Origin of the sequence: Polyangium fumosum (assembly GCF_005144585.1) — a bacterium.
In the GTDB taxonomy this organism is placed as follows: domain Bacteria; phylum Myxococcota_A; class Polyangia; order Polyangiales; family Polyangiaceae; genus Polyangium; species Polyangium fumosum.
The window spans coordinates 1-13493 of sequence record NZ_SSMQ01000133.1 but is presented as its reverse complement, the minus strand read 5'-3'; the positions used below and the strand labels follow the sequence as shown (position 1 = coordinate 13493).

Genomic DNA, 13493 nt, shown 5'->3' with positions numbered 1-13493 from the left:
TGGCGGAGACCTATTCCGTGCAGGCTGGGCGAGCCGCGCGCAGTAGAGCACAGCCGTCTGGCCTTGTCGATCCTCGTCACGTAACTGCTCGGAATGATCTGGCTTTCTACCCGATCGTTGCTCTAGGACCCGAACCGATACGCGTATCGGTTTGGGTCCTCCCTCCTACGACTTGAAGCGCAAGCCCTTCCTGGACGAGCTCATCTTCGCGCACACGTCGCACAGAGATGTGGTTGGAGGCACAAAGTCACGGCCCGCGTCCGATCTGCACAGCTTGGGCAAGGCACAAACTGGGGTGCCGGTGGGCAGGGACGTGACTGGCGAGGGAGGGGACCCCCGTGCTGTCCTGCTCGGGCCGCTCCTACGCCGTGAGTTCGTACCGCTCGGCGGGAGGCTCGCATGGATCGGTCTGTCAGTCGGAGGGCGTGAGACCCCGCGCGAACCGCCGCGAGCATGTCCCGACGTGATTAAGCGGTGCTCAGGCCTGGGCAGTCGCGTGCACGTGCTGGTAGGGGACGTAGCCCGTGTTCCCCGCGAGCGGACCCGATTCCACGCGAAAGGCGATGTGATCCGAAGCGGGTTCGCCGAGCACCACAATCGTACCCGCGGGGACCGTTGGCATGCGGCCGGAGAACGCCTTCGCTTCGTCTTTGCGCTCTGCGAGGACAACCGTTTCATAGTAGGCGAGTGCATTCTCATCCGGGAAGATTTGAACGCTTGTATTCGGCGAATAGGTGTTGTAGATGTGCGCTCGCCCCGTTAATGGCCGAACCTCGCCCTTGGCCTCCCCGGCGTACGATAGGACAGCAGCAGCATAGTCGTTTTGGTGACAGTTGACGAACACGGGCGCTTCTCGATTGCGTAGGGTGACCTGCACGCCATCATCCCTTACCCATGCAAACGAAATGTCTTCGGCGGGCGCCTCAATCCACATAGGGCCAGCGACGACCAAGCGCCGATTGGTCACCGCAAACCGTCCGGGCCCGAGGGGTATCGCCACCGCGACATCGGCATTGTATCCTTTGCGCCCTTGGTAGCCCTTTATCCAAACCTGGCTTAGCCGTGAATCGGCGATAAATGCCTCACTGGCAAAATAGGCAACTTCGCCCGTGTGCAGGGGGAACGGCGCCTGTACAGGTGGGATCATGCCAGCGCGGGCATGAATAAGCAGCTTGCCATATTGCAGCCGCGGCATGAAGGCTGACAGCTCATGGTCCATCAAGCCGAGCTTCGCCTGAAACTGTCGTAGTTGAAGTTCCTCGTGCAGGTGGAGTTCATTGTCGCGCAATGCCTCGTTCAGGGCTTGCCCCCACGCATACAAGGAGCCGTCTCGCCGCTTCTCGCACGGCTCGCAAATGATCGCCTTGGAGGGAGCGAAAAGCCCCAGCTTCTTGCCGCACCTGTAGCAAGTACCGCTCATGGTGGCGGAGCGTACCGTGCCAGACCATCCTGGAAAAGCTGTTCAGGTGAGCAGGGCAGGCGCAAGGTGATGCTTGGCCCGGCTTATCACAGGTTGGACGATCTCATCTTCGCGCACACGGCGTACGGAGAGGCGCTCGGGATCACGAAGCCGCGGCCCGCGTCCGATCCGCACAGCTTGGGCAAGGCCCAGGGCGAGGCGATCGATGCGCTGCGGAGCTACGTGCTGCGCGTCGCGGCGCACGTGCGGGAGAACGAGCCTGCGACGGCGGCGCTCGCGGAGAGGCTGCTGGCGCCGCTCGCGGCGTGGAAGGGTCAGCGGTCGAAGAATCGGTGAAGCGCTGCGGCGAAGGAGGCTGCACGGGGGAAGGCGCCGGATGAGGTGGTTGTCCCGGGCGAGGAAGCGATCGTCATGGCATGGGTCTCAGCGCGAAGGCGCTGCGCGGGGGCAGCGCCTCGGCGCGACGGCCGGCGATGAGACCCATGCTCAGGCCGTGAGGTAGGCGAGGGGCCGCGCGGGAATCGTTTCGGGCCCGGCCCCCCGGTGGGCCGGATCATGTGCCGGCACGCCCCGTGTTCTGCCCTTTTTAGCCCTCCCCCTCCTCGCCCCTGCCCCCTGGGCCCGCCAGTGCCGATCCCACGCCCGAGGCACTCTACGCCCTCGACAACTGCCGCCACATTGTTGCCGCGGGCGCGGGAAGCCGTCGCTACGATGCCATCGAGGAGCGCCGCGACGCCGCTCTCGAACAGCGCGTTGAGGCTCAGGTCGAAGCCTTCCCCGAGATATCCCCGGAACGGGGTGGGCGAGGCGGACAACTCTGCCGTCCTCACCCTGGTCCCCGTCCAGGGCCTGCGAGCCTCGGGCGCTGGGCGGTTAGGGCGTAAGCGGGTTCGCCGCGCTTGCCGCGCGCAAGACGTGAGGCTCGCATCGATCCGCGGCGCCCGGAGCGCTCAGGGAGTGTACGGTGCCGGGATCCACTGCTCCTGGATCGTTTGCAGCGGGCTCGCCTCTACCTCCGTCGGGGGCTCCTGGAGCCCGCGCTGGTAGGCCTCGTATCGTAGCTGCTCCTGCTGGGCCTTCCAGCGTCCGCTCGCTTCGCTCGAGGCGCGCTCCTCCGCGCGCGCGCGAGCGCGCTCGCGCATGGCCGCCCAGTGAGGCTTGATGACCAGCCAGTCGACCATGCTCCCGACCGCGTACGCAGCACCCAGAAGGCCGGCGCCGGTGGACAGGGCCCCCATCGTCCCGGCACCTCCCGAAAGGACCCACCAGGTGGTCCGCACTTTCGAGAGTCCCCAGGCTCCGGCCGAGACCGCACCTGTCGCGGCGCTGAATGTCGAGCCCCATGTCCGCTGCTCGTTCCCGACTTCCATCGCCACCGACAGCACGCCGCCGAAGAGCGTCAGGCGGTCGCCGACAAGTTCCAGCGTCGGGAACCACGCGGTGAGGCGGCCGACCCCGGGCAGGATGGCCACCTTCTCGGCGTTGCCGACGACCGACGCGAGCGAACCGGCGTCGAGAAGGTGACCGATCGCCGCGTTGGTCCTCGCGTACCTGGCCAGACCGTCTTGCTGGCGGCGTTCCATCCAGAGGCGAATCGCCTTGCTGCGCGGGTCCTCGGGCGGCGGCGATGGCATCGCAGCGGGTGCGGGAGCCGGTCCCCGATCATCCATGTCGAGGGCTGCGTTGGGCCCGTCAGAGACCCACTGATCGTTCAGGTGGACGACGGGCGGGGGCGCAAAGGTGTCGCGCGCGATCGTGGTCACCGGCTTGGGAGGAGGCTGATTGGACGTCTGCGTCGTGCTGCCTTGCATGCCCGGGTCGATGGGCTGTGCGTTCGGGTCTTGCGGGCATGCCATCGGGCCGCAGGGGGTCCACCCCTCGGTTCCATCTCCCGTCTCCCAGCCCGGCGGTGTGCCGGGCCCCGGCCCCGGCGGTGGCAGCATCTCGAAACCGGTCGGGTCGGTTGCATTGAGCGGATTGTTCCAGACGTAGCTGTAGCGGTTGTGGCTCCGCATATCGGTCGGCGACTGAACAATCGGATCCGGCGTGAGGAACCGCCCCACCGTCGGGTCGTAGAAGCGGCCACGCATGTTCATGACGCCGCCCTCCAGCCCTGACAGATGTCCGGTGAAGCCGATCGTGACCGGATGATCGGGCACCTGCAACGCCTGGCCCCAGAGATGCGAGCGCCGCTGGCCCCAGGCATCGTACGAGGGCCGCTCGAGGATCTCGAGCATCCCCTGCTCGTCCTTGGTCGTCACCAGGCTCGTCGAGCCGAGGTGGTCGGTGCTGAGGTATCGCACCTGGTCCACCGCCACGCCGTCCTCCACCTGGCGGTGAATCTGCGCGACGTTCTTTCCGCGGGCGGTGATGGTGAAGGTGTGGACGTCCACGCCTAGATTCGGATCCGACGTGCGCTCGTAGAGCTCGCCGGCATAGATCGTCTTGACGCCCGTGGTCATCGACTCCTTCGAGACCCGCGCGAACGCCGCGTCGTAGTCGAAGCGCAGCGTGTCGCCGCTCGACTGAATCTCGTATGGTTTGCTGAACCAATTGTAGGCGAACGTCGAGGACGCCAAGCCCTGGCTGCGCGTGAGCGCGCGCCCGAAGTCGTCATAAGTAAATGTTACCCCGGCTCCGGACTCCAGGCGCAGCTTGCTGTCGTACTGAAACGCCGACGCTGCCTTTTGGGTGATGTTGCCCCAGCGATCGAAGTAGGTCGTGATGTTGGTGACACCGCCTTGGGTGGTGGTCTCAACGTTATCGAGGCGGTTCTTCTCGTCGTAGTGGAAGGTCTCGCTCTGATTGAAGAGCAGATCCTCCCGGGAGGTCACGTTGCCGAGATCGTCGTGCCCGAGCTGGAAGTGCTGGAACGTGTCGTTCGGATTGAGTGATTCGAGCTCGGTGAGGTTTCCATTCTCAGGATCGAACACGTAGCGGTTCCAGATCTGCTGCCCGTGTGATTCTTCGGTGATGCGCCCTGCCGCGTCGACGCTGCTGAGGTTCCAGAACTCATGGCTCGGATCGTTGGCGTCGACGACTTTCTCGAGCACGCCGAATGCGTCGTACTCGTTCTGCACGACCACGGGAGGCTGGCCAGCGCCGACCGGATACCGCATGGCGAGCGGCCGGCCCAGCAGGTCATAGGCGTACCCGTATTCAAAGATCTCGCCCTGGATGCCATACTGGATGCGGTCGACGCGGCCAGCGCCGTTGTAGAACGGCTCCTGCGTGTTTCCGGTATCACCGGTAACCTTGTCGAGCGCACCGATCATCTTGACGTCGTAATCCCAGGTCGAGGTGCTGACCAAATTCACGCTCCCCTGGCAGGGACGCCCCGGGTCAGGGCACTGGAACACCCTGCGGACGCGTCGCCGGCCGAGGATGTCGTACTCGTGGAGCACGGTGTGGCCGGCCGCGGTCACCGTCTTGATTTCGTCGAATCCGGTGTAGCTCGTCAGCGAAAGGCCGTGCTGCGGATCCTGCTGTGACGTCACGCGCCCGAGGAGGTCGTACTCGATGACCTTCTCCTGGGGGCCCTCCCAGTTCGGGTTGAGGATGCCGTTGCAGGGAATCGTCGTGCGCAGCCGGCCACCAACCCGGTAAAAGAAGCACATCTCCGCATCATCGTTCGCCGGACCACCGTTGGCGTTCAACGCGTAGCCATCAAGGGTCCGCTCGATTTGCCCGTACTGATTGCCGACGCTGCGGTGCCAGTTCTGGTTCTCGTCGTGCCACCAGGTCGTAAACGGTTGAGCAAACGAGCCATATTGGAACTCACGGGAGGTACCATCGGCGTTGACTTCGGCCGTCTTCATTCCACGCGGATTGAAGTAGGTGACCGTCGATCCCGCCGGCGGCTGGCCATCGAAGGCGGGCAACGAATGGCGATTGAAAAGTCCAAACCCATCGTATGCGTGCGTGACGTAGCTCTCCTGGCCGCCGAACCCCGGTGCTTTCTGGTAAAGGAGTCTCCCGAGGGCGTCGTAATCGCTGAAGGTGACTCCGTGGCCTTCGACCGTCCTGCGCACCTGCAGGCGCGCCTTTGGATGCGCCGTCGGACCGGGGGCGTCGATATCGATCATCGTGCCGGGGTCAATCGGCTGGCCGTAGCGAAACGCGCGTTTCCAGCGGGGGCGCCCGAAGTCGTCATGAGCAGTCTTTTCAACGAAGCCGTTTTCGCTTTTGCTTTCGAGGATCACCCCCAGGCGGCTGTCCCAGACCTGTTCGTTTTCGTGCCCGAGCGCGTTCTGGCTGGTGACTGGAAACACGTGGTCGGCGTCCCAGAACAGAAGCATCCAGCGACTCGCACCCTCGCCCGTCGTCAGCGAAGCTGAAGACACGTTCCCTTCAGGCGTGTAGATCCGCGTCAATGCCTGCTTGTATGGAGCCTGATCAGGCTCGCGCGTCGTCGTCTCGATAACGCCGCGGTTGTTGAAGGTCGACGAGGTGGTACGCGTCAGCGTCTCGCCCTGAAAGGTCTCCGTGGCGATCGTCTTGGTGAGCATGCCGATCACCCATGGCTCGCCGAGGTTGCTCCACTCGTATTTGGTCACGATGGTGCGATCGCCGCTCACCGTGGTCGACTCGAGCGGCAGGCCGATCTCGTTGACCTTGTCGGAGGGGACTGAGGTAACGGTGCTGCGGGTTGGTGCCAGGCCGGCCACGCGCGCCGGTCCGCACGTCGGGCCGAAGTCCACCTGGCAGGGATCGCCCTCCGGGATCGGCACTTCGTACGTCTCGTACTTGGTCTCCGACCTGTACTTGGTGTGCCAGATGCCGCTATGAGGCAGGATCCTCTGCTTGGTCGAGCCGATCGTCACCGCCATTGCCTTATTCGTCTGCAGCGAGAGCGGTGCTGACACGTCATAGTTCGTCGACGAAAAGGAGAGCGACGGAGTGGCCTGCTCGTAGTCTCGAACCTGGGAGTTCCACCCGACGTTCCCTGCGACCTTGACTTTGCGGTGATGAATGCCGCGATCGATCCGTTTCGCGTCGGATTGAGTCACCTTGTAATAGGGCGCCATGCGACCGTAGAGGTCGATGCGCAGGTCGCTGTAGCGATAGGTCGTCATGAGCACTTGATCGGTGGGGTCGTCCGTTCCCTCCGTGTATTCGGTGCGCGCGCGGACCACTGGCCCGGTCGAGAACCCGCGAATCTGAGGACTCACCGGATCGGTGGGATTGGTGAGGAGCCCCTCGGGCGCTTTGTAGCTGCGCGCCTCGAGGCCGGTCGCGTAGGTCACGGTGGTCTGATGCTGGAGGCCGTTTGTGACCTTCACCAGCAGATCAGCAGGCTTCGAGTTGCGCCTCCAGATAGTCAGCGTGTCGTTCTCGATCTCAGTAACGTCGACGACGCCGTCGCCATCGTAGTCGCCGCTCGGCCCTCCCCAGGTGAGCTCGATCGCGGGCTGCTCGACGTCAGGCGGGGTTAGATTCTGTCGAGTGGCGTTGAGGCCGTATTCGGAATTCCAGGTCTGCGCCAAGACATCGAACCTCAGGATCTTCGCGTAATTGTCACACGACGTTTGCGTCAACAGATTCCAGGTGCACTCGCCGGGCTCCCCGAGCTGGTCGTTGCCGAGAAGTTCCTCCTTGCCGTCGAGGTCGTAATCATACGGCGAGTATCTCTGAAACCCCTTGTAGGTCAGCCTCTCATTGACTCCATATCCCCTCCAGTAGGACTGCTGCTGCGTGGAACCTCCGCCGCCGCGTGTAAAACCGTGCCCCGTATTGAACCAGACGACCAGGTAGGGCTTGGCCGGATGATGGGCGTCGACCGGGAAACCACCCGGGTAGGCAAGCCCCGCCGTGCTTGCACCAAGTTTCGTGAGGAGGACCTTGTCCATTCCCGGGTGTGCTTCCGTCGCAGTGAGCAACTCGCCGCCCTCGGGCGCGTAGCTGTACTCCATGCGCACGATGTCCTTCAGCCCGTCGCCGTTGACGTCCATCACCTTGTCGTCGGAGACGCCGCCGATGTGCGTCGGCGAGCCCATGTGATCGCGCCACCACGGATCGCCCGGAGCCTGCCCGGTCTTTTCAAAGACACAGCGCTCGGTGCCGCTGTCAAACCAGTGACATTTCGCCCGCTGCCTCGAGCGTGAATAGCGCTGCAGTTTGTCGGGCGGCAGCCCCGTGTCCGTGCGCGTCACCGTGATCTCGTTCCCCGCGTTATGGAACAGAAACGCCTGGTAATTCGTCCACTGCCACGGATGGTACTTGTTGAACGACTCGTCGCGCACCGATACCACCAGCGGATCGACGCGCCCGTCGCCATCGTAATCGAGCAGGAGCAAGAGGTCGTCCGCGTCGCATACGATCCCCAGGTTCTGCCCGCCCGCCTGCGCGCTCGACCAGAAGCTGCCCGACTCGTTCATGAGTAGGTGCCATCGGCCAGGCATGCGCTTCGTGCGCGTGAAGTCGTCGTCCGACTCCATGACGCCGCTCGACTTGCAGAACAGGATGTCACTCAGCCCGTCCCCATTCGCGTCGACCGGCAGGTAGCTCACGATCGGATTCGTCTGCGCGTCGGGCAGCTCGAAGCTCGTCGAGAGGAACTCCACCTCTCCGTCCGGATCGGGTCCCTTCTGCGAGTACATGACGTGAAAGCCACGCGCCACGCCCTGCGTCTCCCCGGGTGGCTCTGACATCCACGGGTCGACGGCAAGCGGCTCGATCACGTCATCGAGGCCATCGACGTCGAATCGACCCGTGAAGGTGGGCAGCGAGGTCACCACCCGGTTCTCCGTCTGCGCGACGATCGTCGTGTCGGTGACGCCGGTCACCACGTTGAGATAGGACAGCGCTTCGTCCATTCGCGCCGGTGCCATCGATTGCGTGATGTAAGAGGGCTCGGACTCATAGCCCCAAGCAAACCAGCGTTCGGGTCGTCGTGTCTTGATCGAAATCGTTTGGTTGTTGTACGCGTACTCGACATCGAGCGCCGCCTCGGTCCGGCCGATCAGATCCGCCTTACCGTCGCCATTGGCGTCCAGGATGTGCAAGGCGTTGGCGTACTTCAGTTCCTCGCCGTTGACCGTCACATCCAAGTCAGCATACGGGATCCATAGGTTGTCCCATTCCTTGTGGGCATTCGATCCGAGCGGGAACTTCTTTCCGTTGTAAGGGTGCTGCACGAGCTTGGTGAAGCCGTGCGTCGCCGATTGATACTCGAACGTCGTTTCGGGGAGGCACGTTTCGCTGCGCGTGCACTTGGTCACGCCGACGAGGCGCTCGCGCCACGTGAACGAGTCGTGATCGTAGCGAAGCTTGTAGGTGAACGCGACCTCGCCGTGCACCTTGGTGGTGATGCTGTCGAGCAGATAGTCCATGCGCGAGTGAACGCCCATGTACCAGCCTTGGGCCTTGTAATCGGTGCGTTTGGCGCGGTACGTGAGCTCGACGGTCCGCGTCGCTTGTCCGTTCACGAACCCGTAGCTGATTTTCTGCAGGCGATAGGTATTGTTGGCCGACTCGTAGTCGTAAACGATCCGGTTGTTGTACGGGTCGCGCTCTTCCCGAAGCAGCCAGGCGACTGGCTTGGCCGTAGTGCCTTCGACGTAGTTGATGGTCGAGCCGTTCGTCACGACGCCGGCTGCTGGATCACGCATCGCGCCGTAGTAGCGAACTGCGCCATTGCCCGGACGAACCTCGAAGCCAGACTGCACGGTGTCTGTCGAGCCTACGCCGGTGATCTTGGTCTGTCGCCCGACGCGCAGCCGATAGTCCGCGTTGTCGAGGCCGTTGCGTCTCTGCGTCCACAACAATTCCCCATCGAGGCAGAATGAATCGGTGGTATCGACGACGACGCCCTTTGGCTGCGCGTGGTTGGCGAAGCTCTTCGGGCAGCGCGTGACGGCGGAGCGCGGCGACAGGCTCCAGCCCACGCCGACCATGCCGTAGCCACGCGCGCTCGAGTACGAGAGCGCGACGGCAGGCTGCATGCCGCGCGGACCCGCCGGCACGTCGATGGGAATGTGGTACGTCGCGATTCCGCCGGACGTGACGTCGAGATTGCCCGGCAAAGTGCCAACTCCGACGGGCGTCGACGTTGGCGGGTTTAGCGGCACGCTGGGCGGCGGATCCTGCGTCGTCGCCTGTTGGGCCGACCTGACCCTGTCGTTCTCATTCGTTCCAGGCGTCGAGCAACCCGCTACCGTCATCTCGGCAATCGTGAGCCCGACCAGCACGGCTCTGGCAAATCCGATGGAACCACTTCGTTCGCGCATCTAAGCCTCCTGGAGCCAGCGGCGTGACGATGGGCCATCACATCGTGACGCACTCAGCATATTCTCGTGTTTGTGGCTGTGTTGCCGGCGCTAGTGCTTTATCCCTTCGGCAAGAGCCATGCCGATGCGACCAACAACGTTTTCTGGCGTCGATGGGCGGGAGAAAAGAAGCTGCCAGTACAAGCTGTTGCGGGCGCGCAACAACTGTCATGGCGCTGTTACAGTATCTGTGACGTGGTCATGACGGTCTCGTCGAGGGGGACCGACCTTGGGATCCGCGTCGTGCCTCCGCGTCGTGGGCACCAGGCCGGCGTCGATCGGCGGCGGTATTATGTAGAGCCGAAAGCGCCCGCCTCGACGCGCTCCTGATCCACGGCGGCGCGCGTCCCGCTCTCGCCCTCGAGCATCCAGTGGCCCTCATTATCCTCGAAGAGCGTGAGCTCCGGGTTCGTCGGAGCGGGCAGGGGCAAAAAGCCATTCACCGCGCGGTGTATCTCGCCCCCCTCGTCGGCGCAGGCCGCGGCCACCGGGGGGCCTCCATCGACGAGAACCCAGCGCTCCGCATCCCCACCAAACCGCAGCTCCGCGCCCTCTTCGATTCGCACCCATTCTCCCACCGAGAGGCGGCGCCCTGCCACGAACGAGCCATTCGTGCTGCCGAGGTCGCACAGGACCCATTGCCCCTCGCTCCAGAACAGAACCGCGTGCTCCCCCGACCCCGCGGGGCCGGCTGCTGGGTCGGGTGCTGGCCATGAAGTTCGTGGGCAGTGACCTCTTCGACGCGGAACGAGCCCGCGACCACCTCTTCGCCGAGGTGCGGCTCGCCGCCAAGCTCCAGCACCCGGGCATCGTGCCCGTGCACGACGCCGGCACGATGTCCGACGGGAGGATCTGGTTCACCATCAAGGAGGTCCGCGGCGTGACGCTACGCCGCGTCCTCGGCAGCATGGAACAGCGGCGGATAACCGTCTTCGCCAGCGTCTTCAAGGACAGCCGGACGGAGGTGACGGTGAGGAAGCCGCGCTTTCTCGAGCCCACCGTGGCCGTGGTGGACACCGACCACGTGGACGGGGTGCACGGGGCTGCCTCCGGGGGTGCAGGCCACCGAGCAGGGCGTGCTGCGCCCCCGCATGCGCTACGTGATGAAGCAATCGGGGGGCACGTGGTCGATTGTCGCTGGCCAGAACACGGACGTGAAGCCGGCGCCGGCTCCGCCATCGAATCGCAGCGGTCGCTCCCCCACACCGGATCTGCGTCGCCGCAGCCCGAAGGGCAGCTATCATAAGAGAACCATCGCACCTCGTAGCGTCCGTCCACGAATCTCCCCACCGTCGCCTGACGCATGATCGAGTCGATCCTCGGTCCACCCCATACGAGCCGGAACGGCTTGTGCGCCGCGTGGGCCTTGAGCGCGCAGGCGCGGGCGCGCTCGTACGCCTCCTCTTGGGGCCTCTCGGGCATGTCCCCGCAGTCCTCTGCCACCTCTGCCCCGACGAACGCGTCAATCGCTCGGGTGAGATCGCATTCGCCGCGCCGCGACCGCCACGGCGCGGCAGGTGGGATGGACGCGGCTGGCGACGGGGATGGTGATGGAAGGGTGGCAGACGCGGTCACGAGCGGTCGCACCGGCGGGGCTTCCGGGGGTGACATTGGCTCTGCCGAGCAGCCGAGAAGCCCGAACGCGAGAATCCGAGCTCGATTGGTTTGCAGTCCGATCATAACCCGAGCGCGTCTCGACAGAGGCTTCGAATGCCGGTTTCCCACTCCCACCACGCGGCCCCGAGCACGAGCCGGGTCGGCGTCAGCGCCACCGCGCGCGGCGAGGTGTCGATCGGGCTGTCATATACGAGCGACGACTCGCCGTCTGGATAGGACGCGCCGAAGATGGCATATTCCCCGTCTTTCGAGGAGGATAAGACCCAGCTTACGCCGTCCGTGATGACGCGCTCGAAGGGGCCTTCGTAGAGCTCCTGCGCCATCGTGCCGTCGAGCGAAGCGCGGAAAAAACCGCGCGGCGGCGTGGCGATGTCGACGTTGAAGAAGAGCGCGCCATCGCGCTCGAAAGGGTACGAGATGTGCCCGACGACGTCCGAGATCGTGGTCGCGCCAGCGCCGTCGATGTCGAACGCGAAGAACGTGGTCCCCGACGGTACGAGGAGGCCGGCCGTGCCGCGGAAAATACCTCGCAGATAGCCGTAGTTTTTGTCGGTCACGCCCAGAGACAGCGTCGTGCCGTCTGGCCGTCGACGAAACACTTCGTGCTTGGCTTCGTAGGGGAGGAAATTGGTCCAGTAGAGCCCCGTCTCGTCGACGAAGACATTGTCGATCCTGCCTGAAGCGATATGCTCGGGCACCCCGCCTGCTTTCGGGATCCGCCAAAGACCGGGCCAGCCGTCCTTTTCGCCCATGAACGTGAAGTAGAGCCAGTCTGCGTCGAGCGCGAGCGAAATGGTGGGGTTGAGTGCCTGCACGGGGATCTGCGCGAGCAGCGTCGTCGCGCCGGTGTCCGCATCCGCCGACATCACGCGCCCTTCGGTCGCGACGTAGTAGATGCGCTCGCCCTCGGCGATGAGGGATGGGACGGCGGTCGCCATCGCGTCGATGGTGAGGGTGCACGACGGCGCGCCGCCCGACGAACTCGCGCTGCCGGCAGCGCCGTCGTCAGCGCCGTTGCCATCCGAGGGCAGGGCCGTGCGCGCGCCGCATGCCGTAGCCAGGGTCAACAACAAGAGGCCAGCGACGTCGCGTGAATCCATGCGTTCGCATATCGCGATCTGGCGGTCACGTCGAGCCAGAGCCCAGCCTTGACCGCCCAACGGCTGGGGCTTCACCCGCGCGCGGAACGTGCGTCGGGTGCAAGCCCTTGGTCGGCAGGCTCTTCAGGGCAGGTCGGAGGGGAACGGCTGGGCCGTGACGCTCGTCCCGGAGCGCATGTAAAGGAGATCGAACCGACGCCGGGTGAACCGGAATCCGCTCGCCGTCCGCACGTATTCATCGCTGTAGACGCCGCCCACGTTGGTGTCGACGCCCTCCAGCACGCCGAACTCGCTCAGGTACCAGCGCCCCGTGGCCCGCTGGGGATGCGTGTGCGGAACGAGCTCGACGGTGCCGGAGTGGACCGCCTGAATGATGGTGCTCCACTTGTTCGGGATGTCGGCCAGGAACGTGACGATGTTGTCACGGCCGGCGACGTGATGGCCGGGGATGTCGAGCACCGCGTTCGGCGTGAGGAGGTGGTGCATTTCATTCATCGCCTTGCGGTTCACGAGATCGGCGAACCTGGCAACGAGTTCGTGGATCTCGAACTTTTGCCCGATCACAGCGTTGTTGGACATGGGTCACCTCATGACATCACATCCCACGGCGCCGACGCGCATGACAACCAGCGCGGTCATGCACCAGAACGGGGGCCGCGCGCGAGATATCGACAGGATAGCACCGACCATGGCGCACGCGGCACATGAAAAGCCGGCCGTCTGGACATTGTTTGACCTAGATTCGGTTCCAATGTGCAGGTGGTGATCCGGTCGGTGTCCCCGCCGGCGGTGGAGGGAGCCGTCATCAAGGCGCCGTCGTTCCAGTCGTTCTGGTTGAGCGCGCCCGTGATCCCGGTACGCCGCCCTCGGCCGCACCGTGGAGCGCTCGCCACGTTATCCGGCGCGTTCTTGGACATGGCTCCTCGGTCCGCTTTCTTGACCGCTCCCCACCAGATCCTCCAGTCGTATCACCTCGCTCACCCCCGTCTGGACGCCGGCCCGCTGCCGTGGCAGGCGCCGCGCGCACGCGCGTTCGTCCGGCCGCCGGGCGCATCGAGCTTCGACAGCAAGCGCGCGCAGACGTCTGCG

General features: G+C 64.6%; 6 protein-coding genes and 1 pseudogene. 2 read left to right on the top strand and 5 right to left on the bottom strand.

All coding sequences use genetic code 11. The annotated features are described in order from the left end of the window. Nucleotides 1–478 precede the first annotated feature (478 nt). Nucleotides 479–1420, bottom strand: coding sequence for a hypothetical protein (locus tag E8A74_RS50290; RefSeq protein WP_136936341.1), 942 nt, complete (start codon nucleotides 1418–1420; stop codon nucleotides 479–481). 69 nt (nucleotides 1421–1489) lie between these two features. Between E8A74_RS50290 and E8A74_RS53660 the strand changes: the two genes are divergently transcribed. Further along, nucleotides 1490–1756 carry a hypothetical protein gene (locus E8A74_RS53660; RefSeq protein ID WP_170229998.1) on the top strand — a complete coding sequence of 89 codons (267 nt, stop codon included), beginning with the start codon at nucleotides 1490–1492 and terminating at the stop codon, nucleotides 1754–1756. 614 nt (nucleotides 1757–2370) lie between these two features. Here the strand turns inward: E8A74_RS53660 and E8A74_RS50280 are convergent. Both E8A74_RS50280 and E8A74_RS50275 read right to left on the bottom strand, forming a co-directional pair. After that, nucleotides 2371–9648 (bottom strand): RHS repeat-associated core domain-containing protein, encoded by a 7278-nt coding sequence (locus E8A74_RS50280; RefSeq protein WP_136936339.1) that lies wholly within the window; start codon nucleotides 9646–9648, stop codon nucleotides 2371–2373. A gap of 329 nt (nucleotides 9649–9977) precedes the next feature. Next, nucleotides 9978–10358: pseudogene (locus E8A74_RS50275) on the bottom strand (FHA domain-containing protein); the annotation flags it as partial. A gap of 41 nt (nucleotides 10359–10399) precedes the next feature. Between E8A74_RS50275 and E8A74_RS50270 the strand changes: the two are divergent. Continuing rightward, entirely contained in the window at nucleotides 10400–10933 is a 534-nt protein-coding gene (locus E8A74_RS50270) for a protein kinase family protein (protein ID WP_136936338.1), read from the top strand. 430 nt (nucleotides 10934–11363) lie between these two features. Here E8A74_RS50270 and E8A74_RS50265 read toward each other — a convergent pair whose 3' ends face one another. Together E8A74_RS50265 and E8A74_RS50260 are read right to left on the bottom strand one after the other, a co-directional pair. Then, complete coding sequence (locus E8A74_RS50265) at nucleotides 11364–12404, bottom strand: hypothetical protein (RefSeq protein WP_136936337.1); 1041 nt, start codon at nucleotides 12402–12404, stop codon at nucleotides 11364–11366. A 123-nt stretch (nucleotides 12405–12527) separates the two neighbouring features. Continuing rightward, nucleotides 12528–12983, bottom strand: a complete 456-nt coding sequence (locus tag E8A74_RS50260) for a nuclear transport factor 2 family protein (RefSeq protein WP_136936336.1) — start codon at nucleotides 12981–12983, stop codon at nucleotides 12528–12530. Nucleotides 12984–13493 lie beyond the last annotated feature (510 nt).